Here is a 16,595-nt window from a genome sequence, read left to right as displayed (position 1 = left end):
CCGCTCACGTCGTCGGGCCGATCACCCCTGCCTGGCCTCGCCCTGCTTGGCCCTCCCTTCCCCATCCCCGCCTTCGGCACGGGCTGATCCGTCCTGCCCTCCTGCACGTCCACGACTTGAACGGGAGTACCACCCCGTGGCCACATTCCTCTACAAACTGGGTCGATTCGCCTTCCGGCGACGACATTTCGTAGCCCTGATCTGGGTGGCACTCCTGACGCTCGCGGGCGTCGGCGCCGCCTCCGCGCCCGCCGCGGGCTCCACTTCCTTCTCCATCCCCGGCACCGAGGCGCAGAAGGCCTTCGACCTGCTGGAAGAGCGTTACCCCGGCATGAGCGCCGGCGGCGCCACCGCCCGGGTCGTCTTCAAGGCGCCCGAGGGCGAGAAGATGGCCGACGCCGCGAACAAGGCGACCGTCGAGAAGACCGTCAAGGAACTGGGCGACGCCTCCGAAGTCGTCTCCGTCAGCGACCCGTTCACCACCAACGCGGTCAACAGGGACGGGACGGTCGCCTACGCCTCGGTGACGTACAAGGTCCCGGCCATGGAGCTGAAGGACTCCTCGAAGGAGGCTCTGGAGGCCACCGCGCACAAGGCGCAGGACGCCGGGCTGACCGTCGAGATGGGCGGTGACGCCCTACAGGCCGAGCCCGAGACCGCGGCCACCGGCGAGATCATCGGCCTCGCCCTCGCCGCGGTCGTCCTCGTCGTCACCCTGGGCTCGCTCGTCGCGGCCGGGCTGCCCCTGCTGACGGCGATCATCGGCGTCGGTATCGGCGTCTCCACCATCACCGCCCTCGCCAACGCGCTCGACCTCGGCGACACCACCTCCACCCTGGCCCTGATGCTCGGTCTCGCGGTCGGCATCGACTACGCGCTGTTCATCGTCTCCCGCTACCGGTCCGAACTGGCCGAGGGCCGCGAACGCGAGGAAGCGGTCGGCCGGGCCGTCGGCACCGCCGGCTCGGCGGTGGTCTTCGCGGGGCTCACAGTCGTGATCGCGCTGGCCGGTCTCGCGGTCGTCAACGTCCCGATGCTGACCAAGATGGGTCTCGCCGCGGCGGGCACGGTCGTCATCGCGGTCCTCATCGCCCTCACCATGATCCCGGCGCTGCTCGGCTACGCGGGCCGCAGGGTCCGGCCGGCCAGTGAGAAGGGCAAGCTGCTCGGACGCGGCAAGGCGAAGGACTCCACCACGGAATCCACGAAATCCACGGAATCCAAGGAGTCCACCAGGGAATCCACCAAGGAATCCGCCGTGGTCAAGCCCGACATGGGCTCCCGCTGGGCGAGCTTCGTCGTCCGCCGTCCGGTCGCCGTGCTGCTGTTCGGCGTGGTCGGCCTGGGCGCGATCGCACTCCCGGCCACCCAGCTGGAGCTGGGCCTGCCCGACGACGGCTCGCAGCCGACATCCACCACGCAGCGCCGGGCGTACGACCTGCTGTCCGAAGGCTTCGGGCCTGGCTTCAACGGCCCCTTGATGGTCGTCGTCGACGCCAAGGACAGCGCGTCCCCGCAGGAAGCCGCCACCGCGGTGACTGACGAGATCAAGGGTCTCAAGGACGTCGTGACGGTGACTCCCGCGACGTTCAACAAGGCCAACGACACCGCGATGATCACGGTGATCCCGAACTCCAAGCCGTCCTCGACACAGACCGAGGACCTGGTGCACGCCATCCGTGACGCGGGTGCCGAGGTGACGGCGGACACGGGCGCGAAGGTGCTGGTCACCGGCGCCACGGCGATGAACATCGACTTCTCGCAGAAGCTCACCGACGCGCTGCTGCCGTATCTGGCGCTGGTGGTGGGTCTCGCCTTCCTCCTGCTGATCGTGATCTTCCGGTCGATCCTGGTTCCGCTGAAGGCGGCCCTCGGCTTCCTGCTCTCGGTGATGGCGGCGCTCGGCGCGGTGGTCGCGGTCTTCCAGTGGGGCTGGCTGGCGGGACTCATCGGCGTCGAGGAGACCGGTCCCATCATGTCGATGATGCCGATCTTCATGGTGGGCGTGGTCTTCGGTCTGGCGATGGACTACGAGGTGTTCCTGGTGACCCGCATACGCGAGGCGTACGTCCACGGCGAGAAGCCGAACCAGGCCGTGGTGACCGGCTTCAAGTACAGCGCCCGGGTGGTCGTGGCCGCCGCGGCGATCATGATGGCCGTCTTCTCCGGATTCATCGGCTCCGGCGAGTCGATGATCAAGATGATCGGCTTCGGCCTCGCCATCGCCGTCTTCTTCGACGCCTTCGTCGTCCGCATGGCCATCGTCCCGGCCGTCCTCGCCCTCCTCGGCGACAAGGCCTGGTGGCTGCCGAAGTGGCTGGACCGCGCGCTGCCGAACGTCGACGTGGAGGGCGAGGGCCTGCGGACCCAGGACGACGCGAAGGGCTCCGCGGAGAACGACGAGGACAGGGAGCTGGTCCGCGTCTGACGCGACAGCCGCGTCCGGACGCGACAGCTTCCGAGCAGGACCGCCGGTGAGGGCCCGTGGGGACGGGAGCCCTCACCGGCTTCTGGTTCGGGTTCTGCTCGGTGCCAGAATTTCAGTCACTCTCCGACAACCTCCGACAACCTCCGACAACCTCCGACGGCCTCCGACGGCCTCCGACAACCTCCGACGACTGACATGAGGAGCGCGATCAGTGGCTGACGACCACCGCACGGGACCGCCCCACTTCGGTACCGAACGCGAAACGCTCCGGGCCTTCCTCGACTACCACCGAGCGACCCTCGCCATGAAGTGCGAAGGCCTCACGGACGAGGAGTTGCGCCGGCGGTCGATGCCGCCGTCCACGCTGTCGCTGCTGGGCCTGGTCCGGCACATGGCGGAGGTGGAACGCGCCTGGTTCCGCCGTGTCTTCGAGGACCACGACGCCCCGATGGTGTGGTCGGAGGAGATCGACTTCCAGACGGCGTACGACGCGAGCGCCTCGACGAGGGCGGACTCCGGGGAGGCCGCGGACGGCACCGTCCTCCACGCGGGCACCGCCCCCGACGGCGTGCGCCGGGCACGCCAACTCATCGACGAGGGCCGCGAGTCGGCCGGCCGCACCGACCCCCACCAGCTGATCGTCTACCTCCTCACCGCCACCGGCCCCGACGCCCACGCCCGCCTGCACGCCGAGCTGACCACCGAGGGCCTGGCCTCCGTACCCGACCTCGGAGCCGCCGGCGACACCACCGCCGTCGCCAAGGCCGTCCAGCGCCTCACGGAGGCCGGCGCCGATACGGTGATCCTGCAGCCGACTGCCGACGAACCGGACCCGGAGGGGTTCATCCGCTTCGTGGCGAAGGAGGTCCGGCCGCTGGTGCCTTCATGAACAGGCCGGACCGGTCACTGCCCACCGTCGGACACGTCGTCACCGAACACCTCGGCGACGGAGCCGGCGGTGATGGCGCGGGCGAACCAGCGGTCGAGGGTGTGGAGATCGGTGCAGGAGGTGATGCGGTGGCGGTCGGTGTCGGACAGGGGGACTTCGCGGCCGTCGAGCAGCATCAGGATGTCGTGGATCTTCGTCTTGACGATCCCCTTGGCTTCGCCCTTGGCTTCGCCCTTGGCTTCTCCCTCGGCCCTGATCTCCTGGGACAGGGGTGACGTGAAGAACGAGAGTGTCGGTGCGGTCTTGCCGTGCTCGCTCGGGTTCGAGGTCATTGCTCAGTGCTGGGCTGGTCGTCGAGGAAGACGTCGGTGGCTGAGGTGGCGGTGATGGCGCGGGCGAACCAGCGGTCGAGGGTGTGGAGGTCGGTGCAGGAGGTGATGCGGTGGCGGTCGGTGTCGGACAGGGGGACTTCGCGGCCGTCGAGCAGCAGCTGGATGTCGTGGATCTTCGTCTTGACGATCCCCTTGGCTTCGCCCTTGGCTTCGCCCTTGGCTTCGCCCTTGGCTTCCCCCTCGGCCCTGATCTCCTGGGACAGGGGTGACGTGAAGAACGAGAGGTCGGTCACGAGGTGCCTCCAGACGTCGGCGGCCGGTGCGTCGCCCAGCCCCTGGGATGTCAGTTCTACGAAGATCGTCGCGGTGTCCGGGTCGCGTGCTTCCATGCGTTTCAATGCGCTTACCAGTACTTTCAGTATGGCATCGACACCCGGCTCGTGGCGGTGAAGTACGGCGGACAGAACGGTCAGCGGTACGTCACGGGCGGCCTTGATCGGGTCGTCGATGACCGGCACGTCGTCCGGGCCGAGGACGAGGGGGCGCAGCGCGATGGCGGACGGCCACTCGGGTGGGCCGAGCCCCACGGTCTCTGACGCCCACGCGGCCGTACTCCTGTCGTCGCACACCACGAGCAGGACGGCCGGCATTTTGTACTTCGCGATCAAGTGGGCCAAGTAATAGGCCCAGTTCCTCGGCTTGTCGGCGACTTTCTTTCCCTGCGCCTCCACGGCCAGGAGGAATTCGCTCTTCTCCGTCTCGATCCGGAGCAACGTGTCCACCCGCCGCTCCAGCGGACGGTTCTCCGTCAGATCGGTCGAGAACGGGACCGCGGAAACGGGATCGTCGAAGGGAACGCCGAGCGCTCGTAGCGCGCGGGTGAACACGCCGGGGTCCTGCTGGAAGATCCGGTGCATCGCTTCATGCGGGGAGCTGACCATCGTGCCGTCTGGGCCTCTCGTCGTGAATTGCGCTGAGCATATGACGGACAACTAGTCTGAAATCCAGTCGAGTTGGGAATGATCGCTCGGACGAGTGACAGTCGCGCTTGTGTTCACTTCGGCCCACACGGTCTTCCGTGGTCTTGGCCCCTCCGCGACGCCCCAGCGGTCGGCCAGCACCTCCACGAGGATCAGACCTCGCCCCGACTCGTCGTTGGGCATGGGCAGTTGGGCGCGAGGCAGTCGCTCCGGGCGGGTGTCGGTGACCTCGACGCGAAGCGTGTCGCCGATGACGTAGAGGGTGAGCCGGAAGTCCCGCCCCGGTACGCGGCCGTGCGTCACCGCGTTCGCCGCCAGCTCGGCGACGACGTGCTCCGCCCGGTCCAGCGGCAGCCCCCAGGTGTGGAGTTGTTCCCTCGCCAACAGCCGTGCGAGGCGGGCGCCGCGTGGGGTGGGGGACAGGAGCACGCTGAAGTTGCGGGTGCGGCAGTCGAGTTTGACCTCGGGGATGGCGGTCTCTCGGGTTTCTCGGTTCACGTCACTCAGGGTGGCCGACTCTGCCTACTCTGACCTGCGGTGACGCCTATGCGTACGGGGGCCGTCCGGTGTTTGTCCTGGCTTGTATCGGCTGTCCCGGGTGTCGTACGGGTACGGGTGCGCGTTGGAGGTGGACATGAACGAGGTTGTGGATGAGGCGGGTTGGGACGTTCAGCCGGGGGACGAGATTGCGTCCTTGGTGGAGGCGGTGGGGCGGCTGATCCGGCACTGCCGGGAGGCCGCCGGCATGCGGGTGGCCGACTTCGCGGAGGCCATCGGGTACGGCGAGGATCTGGTCCGGAAGGTGGAGCGTGGGGCGCGGATTCCCCGCCCCGAGTTCCTGGACAAGGCGGACGATGTACTGGGCGCGCGGGGCCATCTCAAGGCGTTCAAGGAGGACATGAGGAGGGCCCGGTATCCGAAGAAGATTCGGGAACTGGCGCAGTTGGAGGAGCGGGCGGTCGAGATGCTCCTCTACAGCAATCACAACATCCATGGCTTGTTGCAGACGCCGGAGTACGCGAATGCGTTGATCGGTATGCAACAGCCCCCGCTTACAGCCGACGAGGTGGAAAGGGGGGTCGCCGCACGGATTTCCCGCAAGTCGGTCTTTGGGCGAGAGCCTGCCCCGGCTCTCAGTTTCGTCCAGGAACAGGTGACTCTGGAGCGTCCGCTCGGAGGGACAATGGTGCTGCGCCGACAGCTGGAACACCTGCTGGAGTTGGGGCACTTGCGGAACGTCTCGCTCCAGGTCATGCCTACTGACCGAGAGGAGCACTCCGCTATGCAGGGCCTGATCGAGGTGCTGAAATTCGGCGATGGCACCGCGCTCGGACGTTCCGAAGGCGCGTTCAGCGGTCGCCCGGTCTCGGACCCCAAGGACCTGCGGATCCTTGAATTGCGATATGGGATGATCCGGGCGCAGGCCCTCCCGCCGAGGGAGTCGCTGGCCTTCATCGAGCAAGCGCTGGGGAGACTATGAGCGCCACCGAACTCCACTGGTTCAAGAGCAGCTACAGCAGCAGCAGCGACCCCAACGACTGCGTCGAAGTGGCCGTAGCCTCCACCAACATCCACGTACGCGACTCAAAGACCCCCCTCACCCCCCACCTCACCCTCACCCCCACCGCCTGGACCCACTTCGTGGCGCACGCCGCCCGCGCCTGACAGAGTCGGCCCCGTGAGCGCGGCGATACGACTTCGGCGACGGGCACGTCAGGCGGACAGGCCGGTCGCGGTCGGCGTAGGGGCGGGGGACCTGCTGCTGTGCGGGGTGCTCCTGCTCGTGGCGGTCGGAGTGCTGGGCTTCGAGCCCACGACCCGTGAGGAGGAGGCCGACGCCTGGGGACTCGCGGGCCGGATCTACGGTTACTGGCTCGCGGGCGGGCTGGTGGTCTTCTCGGTGCTGGGGATGGTCCGGTCGCTGCTCACCCATCTGGTCATGATGCTCGTCGCGCCCGTCGCGCTCTTCCTGATCCTGGTCCTGCCGGCTTAGAGATCGCGCGGACAGGCCTTGGTCGGGCGTCGAGGAGTGCGGCGGCCGACCCGGACTTGTCGCCGAAGCGGCGGTACAGGGTCCGCGCCGGACCTGACAAGGGACCCATGGCAGACACCTGGGAATCACACAGGAACCGCTCATAGAGTCACGCGCATTCCATGACGGGAACCATCAGAGAACGCGCGGGCCCACCATGAGCGACAAAACGAACAGCCACGGCCACAGCCACGGTCACGACCACCACCACGACGACGAGTTCGACAGAGGTCTCTCCTACGACCTTCCCGTGTTCGCCCGCCGCCGCATGATCAGACTGCTGGCCGGCGCGAGCATGGTCCCGCTGGTGGCGGCGTGTTCCACGGACGACTCCAGCGGTACGGCGTCCTCGGACTCGTCCTCCTCCGGTTCCTCCGGCAGCTCTTCCTCGTCCTCCTCGTCGTCCGGTTCGGACTGCGAGGTCATACCGGGCGAGACGGCCGGCCCGTACCCGGGTGACGGTTCGAACGGCCCGAACGTCCTCAAGGAGAGCGGCGTCGTCCGGCGGGACATCACGAAGAGCTTCGGTTCGGCCGGCGGTGTCGCCGAAGGCGTCCCGCTGACGATCACGCTGACCGTCGTCGACCAGGCCTCCGGCTGTGACACCCCGAAGGAGGGCGCGGCCGTCTACCTCTGGCACTGCGACCGGGAGGGCAACTACTCCCTCTACTCCGAGGGCGTCACCGAGGAGAACTACCTGCGCGGCGTCCAGGAGACCGACGCCAAGGGCCAGGTCACCTTCACGTCGATCTTCCCCGCCTGCTACACGGGCCGTTGGCCGCACATCCACTTCGAGGTCTACGGCAGCCTGGACGACGCCACCGCCGCCCAGAGCATCGTGGCCACCTCGCAGCTCGCGTTCCCCAAGGACGTCTGCGACACCGTGTACGCGACGGACGGGTACAGCCAGAGCGTCAGCAACCTCGGCCAGCTCTCCCTGGAGACCGACAACATCTTCAGCGACGGCTACGACCAGCAGCTCGCCACCCTTGAGGGCGACACCGACAAGGGCTACACGGCCACCCTCACCGTGCCCGTGTGACGACCGGCTCAGTCGAGGTGCGCGGTGTCGCCCCACCGCGCCAGCCGCAGCCGTCCCCCGTCGCTGTCCCAGCGCGAGACCGAGGCGTTGGGGACGGGTGGCAGCCGGTCCGGGAACGTCGCGCCGAGCCCGGCGAGCACGAGGCGCAGGGCGACGGCGATCGCGTCGTGGGCGACCAGCAGCACGTGCCGGCCGGGGGCGGCCCGGTCCAGCTCGGTGACGAAGTCCCGTACCCGTAGCACCACATCGGTCAGCGCCTCGCCACCCGGCGGCCGGTAGGACCATTCGCCCAGCAGGGCCTGCCGCGCCGCCTCCTCGGGCGACCGGGCCCGCAGCGCCGTCGGCGGATGCAGCTCGAACGCCCCCATCTCCCGGTCCCGCAACCGCTCGTCGACGAGGAGCGGCGGCGGGACCACACCGGGATGGGCGGCCATCAACTCCCAGGTCTGCCGGGCCCGTACATACGGCGAGCAGACCACCAGGTCGGGAGCGCCCGCCCCGGCACCGGCCCGCCCGGCGAGCCAGCCGCCCAACGCCTCGCCCTGCGTACGCCCGAGCGGCGACAACGGCACATCGGCACCCCGCCCCGGCAACGGCACCGTGGACCCCGTCCGCTCGGCCTCCTCATAGGCGACGTTCGCGGTGCTCTGTCCATGCCGCACCGCCCACATCCCGCCGAGCGAACACGGGGCCGCCGGCCCCTCACCGTCACTGATCCGCGCTGTCATGCATGACCCTCTGCCCAGCGGCCGCGGACGGCATTCCGCGGAAGGGACTCAAGGGAGCCGAGGGACTCCAAGGGAGCCGAGGGGCTCGAAAGGAGCCGCTACGCATCGAACTCAGCGCGCCACCGGCGTCGCCGTATAAGTCCGCCGCAGGAACCGCATCAGCGCCTTCGTGTCGAACTGCATCACCTCGACGCCCCGCGCGGAGTGGAACTCCATGACGGCCTGGACCCGGCCACAGGGCCAGATGCTCACGGGGCCGGAGGTGGTGGGGGTGCGCAGGCCGCGTTCGAGGAGGTCGCGGGGGAAGGTCCACTCGTCGGGGCCGGGGAGGCCCACGCGGACCGCGGCGGCGTCGGGGTCGTAGCGGAGGATCACGGGGACCGTGTCCCGGTCCTCGGGGGAGTCCGTGACGACATGGGCCCGGGCGTACTGCTCGACCGTGACAGACATCGTGCGGCTCCTCGCGCTGAGTGACCGGAGCAGAAGCTGTGAATCCGCTGTCCGCTGCCTCTCCAATGTCGCACAGTTTTCGCCCCGCGCTCGCGGAGAGGGGTCCCTCCGTCCCGGCATCTCAGCGATCCGTTCGCTATCGGCTACGAAGCGCTCTTGCGAGCAAGTCGCAATAAGGCTCTATCATCGTAAGGTTCCAGCCAGCCGCGTACCGAAACCGCGCCCCACCGGTCGCCCGGCCCCGACCAGGAGAGCGAGCCCTCGCATGCACGTCCCCGACGGATTCATCAATGCCCCCGTCTCGGCGGTCGCCGGAGTCGTCGCCGCCGGTGCGGTCGCCGTGAGCCTGCGCGGAGCGCGCCGGGAACTGGACGAGCGGACGGCGCCGCTCGCCGGGCTCGTCGCCGCGTTCATCTTCGCCGTGCAGATGCTGAACTTCCCGGTCGCGGCCGGGACCAGCGGACATCTGCTCGGCGGAGCGCTGGCCGCGATACTCGTGGGCCCCTATACGGGGGTTCTGTGCGTGTCCGTGGTCCTCCTCATGCAGGGCATCCTCTTCGCGGACGGCGGCCTCACCGCCCTCGGCGTGAACATCAGCGTCATGGCCGTGGTCACGACCGTCGTCGCGTACGTCGTCTTCCGCGGACTCGTCAAGATCCTCCCCCGGACGCGGCGCTCGGTCACCGTCTCCGCCTTCGTCGCCGCCCTGCTCTCCGTGCCCGCCGCGGCCGCCGCCTTCACGCTCGTCTACGCGGTCGGCGGCACCACCGACGTACCGCTCGGCTCGGTGTTCACCGCCATGGTCGGCGTCCACGTCCTCATCGGCATCGGCGAGGCCGCGATCACCGCCGCCACGGTCGGCGCCGTCATCGCCGTACGCCCGGACCTCGTCCACGGCGCCCGCGGCCTGACCGCCCCCCTCAAGCTCCGTGTCAACGGCGAACTCGTCGACGCGTCGGCCCCCGCGTCCGTCCCCGTCGCCGTCCGCTCGACCCGCAAGCTGGTGCTCGCCGGCCTCGGCACCTCCCTCCTCCTCGCCGGTGTCGTCAGCTTCTACGCCTCCGCCAGCCCCGACGGTCTGGAGAAGGTCGCCGCCGACAAGGGCATCGACGCCAAGGTCGAGGACCACGCCGCCGCCGACTCCCCGCTCGCCGACTACGGGGTCGAGGGCCTCACCGACACCCGGCTCTCCGGCGGCCTCGCGGGCGTGATCGGTGTCGGCGTCACGGTCGTCGCCGGCACCGGGATCTTCTGGGCCGTACGCAGGCGCCGTACGACCGAGGCCCCGTCGCCCTCCTCGCCCTCCTCGCTTCCCGAGAACGCCTGACATGGGCGCCGGCCACGCCCACAAGCTCTACCGGCACGCGCACTCGCCCGTGCACGCCCTGCCCCCGCACACCAAACTCGCCGCCGTCTTCGCCTTCGTGGTGGTCGTCGTGTCGACGCCGCGGGAGGCGATGTGGGCGTTCGGGCTGTACGCCGTGCTGCTGGGCACGGTCGCGTACGTGGCCCGCGTGCCCGCCGGGTTCCTGCTCCGGCGGCTGCTGATCGAGATCCCGTTCGTCGCCTTCGCCGTGCTGATGCCGTTCGTGGCGCGGGGCGAGCGGGTCGAGGTGCTGGGGATGTCGCTGAGCCTCAGCGGACTGTGGGGCGCCTGGAACGTCCTCGCCAAGGGCACCCTCGGCGTCGCCGCCTCCGTCCTCCTCGCCTCCACCACCGAACTCCGCGAACTCCTCCTCGGACTGCAACGCCTCAAACTGCCGCCCCTGCTCGTCCAGATCGCGTCCTTCATGATCCGCTACGGCGATGTGATCACGGACGAGATGCGGCGGATGCGGATCGCCCGCGAGTCACGCGGCTTCGAGGCGAGCGGCGTACGGCACTGGGGCGTGCTCGCCCAATCGGCCGGGGCGCTGTTCATCCGCTCCTACGAACGCGGGGAGCGCGTCCATCTGGCCATGATCAGCCGGGGGTACGCGGGCACCATGCCCGTCATCGACGAGGTGACCGCGTCCCGGGCACAGTGGTCGTACGCCTTCGCCCTGCCCGTCGCCGCGCTCGTCGTATGTCTGCTGGGATGGACCTTGTGACCCCTGTGACCCCCGTGAGCCCTGTGAGCCCTTCCGCGGACCCCTTGGCCCCCTCCCTCGAAGTCGCGGGCCTCGCCTTCGCCTACCCCGACGGCCACCAGGCCCTCTTCGGCGTCGACTTCACGGTCGGGCGGGGCGAGCGCGTCGCCCTGCTCGGGCCGAACGGCGCCGGCAAGACCACCCTCGTCCTGCATCTCAACGGCATCCTCACCGGCGGCGCGGGCACGGTCACCGTCGCCGGGCTGCCTGTCGGCAAGCGGCACATGGCCGAGATCCGGCGCAAGGTCGGCATCGTCTTCCAGGACCCCGACGACCAGCTCTTCATGCCGACCGTGCGGGAGGACGTGGCCTTCGGGCCGGCCGCGGCGGGGATGAAGGGGGCCGAGCTGGAGGCCCGGGTGGACCTGGCCCTGCGGCAGGTCGGCATGGCGGAGTTCAAGGAACGGCCGCCGCACCATCTCTCCTTCGGGCAGCGGCGCCGGGTGGCCGTCGCCACCGTCCTCGCCATGGAGCCCGAGATCCTCGTCCTCGACGAGCCGTCCTCCAACCTCGACCCCGCCTCGCGCCGCGAACTCGCCGACATCCTGCGGTCCTTGGACGTCACCGTCCTCATGGTCACGCACGACCTGCCGTACGCCCTCGAACTGTGCCCGCGCGCGCTGATCCTCAGCGAGGGCGTCATCGCGGCGGACGGCCCGACCGGCGCCCTCCTCGCCGACGACGAACTGATGGGCGCCCACCGCCTGGAACTCCCCTTCGGCTTCGACCCGCGCGCGGTCACGTCTCGACGGTGACCGGGTGCGGGTCGGTCCGTGGTTGCTCGCGCAGTTCCCCGCGCCCCGTCATTCAGGGGCGCGGGGCACTGCGCGAACAACCCCCACTCACCCGCGGACGACACGCTCCCCCGGCAGGGCAGGGCAGGGCATCCGAGACAATAGGCCCGTGACGAATCAAGCGGATGCGCAACGGCACGGTTCGCAGCTCCTCGACGAGCAGCTGTGCTTCGCGCTGTACGCGGCCCAGCGCGCGGTCACCGCCGCGTACCGCCCGCTGCTCGACGAACTCGGCCTCACCTACCCGCAGTACCTGGTCATGCTCTGCCTCTGGGAGCGTGGCGAGACCACGGTCAAGGAGCTGGCGGGCGCCCTGCGGCTCGACTACGGCACGGTCTCGCCGCTGCTGAAGCGGCTGGAGTCGGCCGGGCTGCTGAGCCGGGAGCGGTCGGCGCGGGACGAGCGCTCGGTGCGTGTCGCGCTCACCGGACGCGGCGAACAGCTACAGGACCGCGCGGCGGCCGTCCCCGCCACCCTCGCCGCCGCCACGGGGCTGCGCGGCCCGGAGGCGGCCCGGATGCGGGAGGAGCTGTCGGGGCTGGCGGCGCGGGCGACCAAGGCGGCGGGGCGCTGACCCGGGTGACCTAGGGTTACCCGTGGTTACTACCCGGGGGTAACCGGCGATCACCTACCAGCCAGTACCTTGTGCACGATGTATTCGTGCGCGCCTGTCCTGGGGAGGCCACGCGCCCGCCCTGGGGGAGGCCAGAGAATGACCGACGGCGCCACTGCCGAGACCCGCACCGAAGACGTCGCCGCTGACGCCGCGCGTTCCGACACCCGCCCGACGAAGATCATGTACGTCGCCGAGGCCACCGCGCACGGCGGGCGAGACGGGTACATCAGCAGCCAGGACGGCCAGATCGACCTCAAGGTCGCGATGCCGCCGGAGCTGGGCGGCGACGGCGACGGCACCAACCCCGAGCAGCTCCTCGCCGCCGGGTACAGCTCCTGCTTCCACAACGCGCTGGTCCTCGTCGGCCGCCGCGAGGGCTTGGACCTGACCGGTTCCACCGTCGCCGCGAAGGTCGGCATCGGCCCCAACAAGCAGCGCGGCTACGGCCTCGCGGTCGCTCTCAGCGTCTCCCTCCCGGTCATCGACCAGGACATCGCGGCCAAGCTGGTGGACGCCGCCCACCAGGTCTGCCCGTACTCGAACGCGACCCGCGACAACATCGAGGTCACGATCCTCCTGGGCTGACCCGCCCCCGGGAGGAATCCCCACCTCCGCGCGGGCGTTGCACCCACGGTCACAGGTGAACGGAAAAGGGAGCAACGGGCGTGGACGTAGGCGGAGGCGCGGGCGTGGAGGTGAACGGCACGGTCGCCGAGGGCTTCGAGCCGGTCAGGGCCGTGTTCGTACGCAACTTCGAGACGCTCGGCGAGCGGGGCGCGGCCGTCGTCGTGTACCGGCACGGCCGCAAGGTCGTCGACCTGTGGGCCGGCACCCGGGACGTCGACGGCACCGATCCCTGGCAGCCCGGCACCGCCCAGATCATGCGCTCGGCGACGAAGGGCGTCGCCGCCGCCGTACCGCTGATGCTGGCCGAGCGCGGGGAGCTGGACCTGGACGCGCCGGTGGCCCGGTACTGGCCGGAGTTCAAGGCGCACGGCAAGGACCGGGTACTGGTCCGGCACATCCTGAACCACCGGGCAGGCCTCCCGGTCCTCGACCACCCCCTCACCCCCGCCGAGGCGCTGGACCCGCGCCGGGGCCCCGAGGCCGTCGCCGCGCAGGCCCCCGCGTGGGAGCCGGGCACCGCCCACGGCTACCACCCGCTGACGTACGGCTGGCTCCTCGACGAGCTGGTCCGGCGGGTGACCGGGCAGGGGGCCGGCGAGTGGATCGCGTCGGAGATCGCCGGGCCGCTGGGCCTCGACCTGTGGCTGGGACTGCCGGAGACGGTGGCGGCGATGGACCGGGTGGGCCGCGCCGGCCGCCTCGAATCGGCGCCCGACCCCTCCGGCGGGCTGCGCGTCCGCGCCAAGCGCGCGGTCACCGAGGCCTACGACGACCCGGACTCCCTCACCCGCCGCGCCTTCGCCGCGATCACCCCGTTCCCGGACCAGAACGACCCCGCGTACCGCGCGTCAGCCCTCCCCGCGACCAACGGCATCGTGACGGCGGACGCCCTGGCCCGCTTCTACGCGGCACTCATCGGCGAGGTCGAAGGCGTACGGCTCATCACCCCCACGACCATGGAGGCCGCCCGCACCGAGGAGTCCGCCGGCCCCGACCGCGTCCTGGTCATCAACACCCGCTTCGGCCTCGGCCACATGCTCCACGGCAGCGCCTCCCCCCTCCTCGCCCCGGGCTCCTTCGGCCACCCCGGCCGAGGCGGCCCCCTCGGCTTCGCCGACCCCGACTCCGGCACCGCATTCGCCTACATCACCAACGGCTACCGCAAAACAGTCACAGCCGACCCGAGGGCCCAGGCTCTGGTGAGCGCGTTGAGACAGACCCTGCGGGCTTGAGAAGAGCTGCGGGCCCCTTCAGGGGCGGCTTCGACGAGGGCGCCGAGGCGGACTCGGGCTCGGACTCGGAGATCCCGAACCGGTCGTGCAGTGCGCGGAGCGGCGCGGGCGCCCACCAGTTGGCGTGGCCGGCCAGCCGCATGAAGACCGGCACCAGCACCGCCCTGATCAGCGTGGCGTCCACCAGGATCACCACGACCATGCCCAGGCCCAGCATCTTGAGGAAGACGATGCCCGACGAGGCGTACGTCGCGAACGAGGCCGCGAGAATGACCGCCGCGGAGGTGATCAGCGGGCCGCCGCGCTCCAGACCGGCGGCCACCGCGCCGACGTTGTCACCGGTCCGGTCGTACTCCTCCTTGACGCGGGACAGCATGAAGACCTCGTAGTCCATCGAGAGGCCGAAGGCGACGCAGAACATCAGGATGGGAATGCTGGGCTCGATCGAGCCGCTCGGGGTGAAGCCCAGCAGACCGGACACCGCAGACGCCTGCGTCGACCTCTACATGTACGAGCGGCTGGCATCGGCCGGGGCCACCGCGGCGCGCGAGGGCGAGATCCTCAAGGCGGCGGAACTGCTGGAGCGAGCCCGCGTCATGTCCACCGGACCGCTCGTCGAGGGGCTCAAGGGCCCCATGCTGCAGCGCGAGCGGCTGTACCGCCAGGAGCGCTTCCTCTCCGACATGGAGGTACGCGCGGAGCTCGAACTGGAGCTGGGCCGACACCGCAACGCCGTCCCGTACCTGCATTACGCGGTGCACAAGTACCCGCTGCGTGAACGGTTCGTCTGGCTGCTGATGCTGGCGCTCTACCGTTCGGACCGCGGCAACGAAGCGCTGAAGCTGTACTCCGACCACCGCGCCCGGATCATCGAGGAGATGGGCGCCGAACCGGGACCGAGCCTACGCGCGCTCCACGCCCGTTTGCTGTCGCAGGACCCCGAACTGATGGTGCTGCCGGTCCTGCAGCCGAAGACCCTGCCTCGCGCCAACGCCGGGCCGCAGGCCCTTCAGGGGCGCTGAGGCGCCCCGCTCACCGCGCGGAGCGACCGTCGCGGTGAGCGGCCGGACCGCTCCAGGGCTCCCCCGTGGTGTCCTGGAGCGGTCCCGGTTTTTCCGGACGGCCGCCCTCCGCGGCGGCGATCACCAGGATGCGTGGAAAACCGGCCAATGTCGTTGGCTGACGGTCCACTGTCACTTGGCAACGCGTCCACTGTTTCTCAGTTCGCCGGGCGGCACCCCGTACGCCGTACGGAAGGCCCTGCTGAACTCGGCGGCACGCGGAAACCCCCAGCGCGCCCCGATCGCGTGGATCGGCGTGGCCCGCAGCACAGGGTCCGGATCGGTGAGGTCGCGGTACGCGTTGCGCAGGCGCTGCTCGCGGACGTACGCGGCGACGGTGAGGCCCTCGGCCTGGAAGAGCCGGTGCAGATAGCTGCGCGAGATGTGGTGGGCGGCGGCGATCGAGACGGGGGTCAGCTCGGGGTCGGCGAGGTTGCGCAGTATGAACGCCTTGACCTTCAGGACCAGCGTCCGCCCGCGGGCCTCCGGAGTCAGCCGCGGCTCCGCGTCCATGGTCTGCGCGAAGAGCGCCGTGACCAGGTCGGCGACGACCGTGCCGAGGCGGGGCGCGTCGGCCGGCCGGTACGGGCCCGTGTCCGCCGCCAGCTGCACCAGGAACTGCGCCAGCAGCGCGCCGACCCCCTCCCGGCCCGACAGCCGGCTCCCGATCACCCCGTCCGCCTTCCGCGCGGGCAGCGCGACGAGCGAGCGCGGTATCTCCACGCCGACGGTGGTGACCGGTTCGGTGCCGGTGAGGATCTCGTACGCCATCGACGTGCAGTTGATGTGGAAGTCCCGCGCCCCGTACGCGACCTGCTGTCTGCCCCAGGTGGCCGCGCCCTCGCCCCTGAGGAGGAGGGAGAGATGGAACGTCTCCGGGTCGGACTGGCGGATCATCTTCGGGGTGCGCCGGAAGACGATCGGGTCGAACGTGGCCGGCCACACCGTCACCTCGCCCAGGCCGATCAGGCGCTGATGGGCGTGGTAGTCGGCCGCGGCGGGGACCCTGCCTGCGGTGCGATCCGTGCGGTCGGCCCGCGCCGCCGACAGCGGCATCGGCTCGAGCCCCATCGGCGCGTGCGTCCGTCGCAGCAGCTCCGCCCAGGCCTCGAACCGGTCACCGACCGGGAGATCCACGGTCCGGAAGACCGACTCGTGCAACACGCGAACCAGTCAATCACAGGGCCGGACACGGGCATTGGGCACCCGGTGGCCGAGCCGGTGCGGGGCCACCGGGCGCCCGCCGACCGTGTAC

The 16,595-nt window shown here is 70.2% G+C and carries 20 protein-coding genes; 13 read left to right on the top strand and 7 right to left on the bottom strand.

The window, feature by feature from the left end; translation table 11 throughout:
* Nucleotides 1–136: 136 nt before the first annotated feature.
* Both I8N67_RS13715 and I8N67_RS42565 read left to right on the top strand, forming a co-directional pair.
* The gene (locus I8N67_RS13715) at nucleotides 137–2,428 is read left to right on the top strand and encodes an MMPL family transporter (RefSeq protein ID WP_200303333.1); all 2,292 of its coding nucleotides are present in this window, start codon (nucleotides 137–139) and stop codon (nucleotides 2,426–2,428) included.
* Between the two features lie 211 nt (nucleotides 2,429–2,639).
* A complete protein-coding gene (locus I8N67_RS42565) occupies nucleotides 2,640–3,317 on the top strand; it encodes a mycothiol transferase (RefSeq protein ID WP_307835230.1) in 678 nt (225 codons plus the stop codon).
* A 14-nt stretch (nucleotides 3,318–3,331) separates the two neighbouring features.
* Here I8N67_RS42565 and I8N67_RS13700 read toward each other — a convergent pair whose 3' ends face one another.
* From I8N67_RS13700 to I8N67_RS13690, 3 genes are read right to left on the bottom strand one after another with little or no spacing between them, the layout of a single operon-like run.
* The gene (locus I8N67_RS13700) at nucleotides 3,332–3,649 is read right to left on the bottom strand and encodes a hypothetical protein (RefSeq protein ID WP_200303332.1); all 318 of its coding nucleotides are present in this window, start codon (nucleotides 3,647–3,649) and stop codon (nucleotides 3,332–3,334) included.
* Entirely contained in the window at nucleotides 3,646–4,590 is a 945-nt protein-coding gene (locus I8N67_RS13695; RefSeq protein ID WP_200303331.1) for a hypothetical protein, read from the bottom strand. The genes I8N67_RS13700 and I8N67_RS13695 overlap by 4 nt, the downstream gene beginning before the upstream one ends.
* Nucleotides 4,591–4,641: 51 nt before the next feature.
* Complete coding sequence (locus tag I8N67_RS13690; protein WP_307835229.1) at nucleotides 4,642–5,127, bottom strand: ATP-binding protein; 486 nt, start codon at nucleotides 5,125–5,127, stop codon at nucleotides 4,642–4,644.
* 136 nt (nucleotides 5,128–5,263) lie between these two features.
* Here I8N67_RS13690 and I8N67_RS13685 point away from each other — a divergent pair, with 136 nt between their 5' ends.
* The 4 genes from I8N67_RS13685 (at nucleotide 5,264) to I8N67_RS13670 (ending at nucleotide 7,703) form a co-directional block, all read left to right on the top strand.
* A complete protein-coding gene (locus I8N67_RS13685) occupies nucleotides 5,264–6,109 on the top strand; it encodes a helix-turn-helix domain-containing protein (RefSeq protein WP_200303330.1) in 846 nt (281 codons plus the stop codon).
* Nucleotides 6,106–6,294 (top strand): DUF397 domain-containing protein, encoded by a 189-nt coding sequence (locus tag I8N67_RS13680; RefSeq protein ID WP_200303329.1) that lies wholly within the window; start codon nucleotides 6,106–6,108, stop codon nucleotides 6,292–6,294. The genes I8N67_RS13685 and I8N67_RS13680 overlap by 4 nt, the downstream gene beginning before the upstream one ends.
* A 13-nt stretch (nucleotides 6,295–6,307) precedes the next feature.
* Nucleotides 6,308–6,622 (top strand): hypothetical protein, encoded by a 315-nt coding sequence (locus tag I8N67_RS13675; RefSeq protein WP_307835228.1) that lies wholly within the window; start codon nucleotides 6,308–6,310, stop codon nucleotides 6,620–6,622.
* A 196-nt stretch (nucleotides 6,623–6,818) separates the two neighbouring features.
* Nucleotides 6,819–7,703, top strand: coding sequence for an intradiol ring-cleavage dioxygenase (locus tag I8N67_RS13670; RefSeq protein WP_200303328.1), 885 nt, complete (start codon nucleotides 6,819–6,821; stop codon nucleotides 7,701–7,703).
* A gap of 8 nt (nucleotides 7,704–7,711) precedes the next feature.
* On the opposite strand, the gene I8N67_RS13665 is transcribed toward I8N67_RS13670, so the two are convergent.
* Together I8N67_RS13665 and I8N67_RS13660 are read right to left on the bottom strand one after the other, a co-directional pair.
* Complete coding sequence (locus I8N67_RS13665; RefSeq protein WP_234045659.1) at nucleotides 7,712–8,374, bottom strand: histidine phosphatase family protein; 663 nt, start codon at nucleotides 8,372–8,374, stop codon at nucleotides 7,712–7,714.
* Nucleotides 8,375–8,542: 168 nt separating this feature from the next.
* Nucleotides 8,543–8,881: an SsgA family sporulation/cell division regulator gene (locus I8N67_RS13660; protein WP_200303326.1), complete on the bottom strand. Its 339-nt coding sequence runs from the start codon at nucleotides 8,879–8,881 to the stop codon at nucleotides 8,543–8,545.
* Between the two features lie 265 nt (nucleotides 8,882–9,146).
* On the opposite strand from I8N67_RS13660, the gene I8N67_RS13655 reads away from it, so the two are divergent.
* From I8N67_RS13655 to I8N67_RS13630, 6 genes are all read left to right on the top strand, one after another.
* A complete protein-coding gene (locus tag I8N67_RS13655) occupies nucleotides 9,147–10,208 on the top strand; it encodes an energy-coupling factor ABC transporter permease (RefSeq protein ID WP_200303325.1) in 1,062 nt (353 codons plus the stop codon).
* Between the two features lies 1 nt (nucleotide 10,209).
* Nucleotides 10,210–10,971, top strand: coding sequence for a cobalt ECF transporter T component CbiQ (gene cbiQ, locus I8N67_RS13650; protein ID WP_200303324.1), 762 nt, complete (start codon nucleotides 10,210–10,212; stop codon nucleotides 10,969–10,971).
* The gene (locus I8N67_RS13645; protein ID WP_200303323.1) at nucleotides 10,959–11,765 is read left to right on the top strand and encodes an energy-coupling factor ABC transporter ATP-binding protein; all 807 of its coding nucleotides are present in this window, start codon (nucleotides 10,959–10,961) and stop codon (nucleotides 11,763–11,765) included. The genes cbiQ and I8N67_RS13645 overlap by 13 nt, the downstream gene beginning before the upstream one ends.
* A gap of 148 nt (nucleotides 11,766–11,913) precedes the next feature.
* Nucleotides 11,914–12,378: a MarR family winged helix-turn-helix transcriptional regulator gene (locus I8N67_RS13640; RefSeq protein ID WP_200303322.1), complete on the top strand. Its 465-nt coding sequence runs from the start codon at nucleotides 11,914–11,916 to the stop codon at nucleotides 12,376–12,378.
* A 138-nt stretch (nucleotides 12,379–12,516) separates the two neighbouring features.
* The gene (locus tag I8N67_RS13635) at nucleotides 12,517–13,005 is read left to right on the top strand and encodes an organic hydroperoxide resistance protein (protein ID WP_307835227.1); all 489 of its coding nucleotides are present in this window, start codon (nucleotides 12,517–12,519) and stop codon (nucleotides 13,003–13,005) included.
* A 104-nt stretch (nucleotides 13,006–13,109) separates the two neighbouring features.
* A complete protein-coding gene (locus tag I8N67_RS13630) occupies nucleotides 13,110–14,279 on the top strand; it encodes a serine hydrolase domain-containing protein (protein WP_200303397.1) in 1,170 nt (389 codons plus the stop codon).
* On the opposite strand, the gene I8N67_RS13625 is transcribed toward I8N67_RS13630, so the two are convergent.
* Nucleotides 14,218–14,760 (bottom strand): MMPL family transporter, encoded by a 543-nt coding sequence (locus tag I8N67_RS13625; protein ID WP_307835226.1) that lies wholly within the window; start codon nucleotides 14,758–14,760, stop codon nucleotides 14,218–14,220. The genes I8N67_RS13630 and I8N67_RS13625 overlap by 62 nt on opposite strands.
* On the opposite strand from I8N67_RS13625, the gene I8N67_RS13620 reads away from it, so the two are divergent.
* Entirely contained in the window at nucleotides 14,738–15,301 is a 564-nt protein-coding gene (locus tag I8N67_RS13620; protein WP_200303321.1) for an AfsR/SARP family transcriptional regulator, read from the top strand. The genes I8N67_RS13625 and I8N67_RS13620 overlap by 23 nt on opposite strands.
* A gap of 171 nt (nucleotides 15,302–15,472) precedes the next feature.
* Here the strand turns inward: I8N67_RS13620 and I8N67_RS13615 are convergent, their stop codons facing one another.
* Nucleotides 15,473–16,504, bottom strand: a complete 1,032-nt coding sequence (locus I8N67_RS13615) for a helix-turn-helix domain-containing protein (RefSeq protein ID WP_200303320.1) — start codon at nucleotides 16,502–16,504, stop codon at nucleotides 15,473–15,475.
* Nucleotides 16,505–16,595: the final 91 nt, after the last annotated feature.

This window comes from Streptomyces adelaidensis (assembly GCF_016598475.1).
Lineage (GTDB): Bacteria > Actinomycetota > Actinomycetes > Streptomycetales > Streptomycetaceae > Streptomyces > Streptomyces adelaidensis.
Note: the sequence above shows the minus strand (reverse complement) of the source record. Positions and strands in the feature narration are given on the sequence as shown.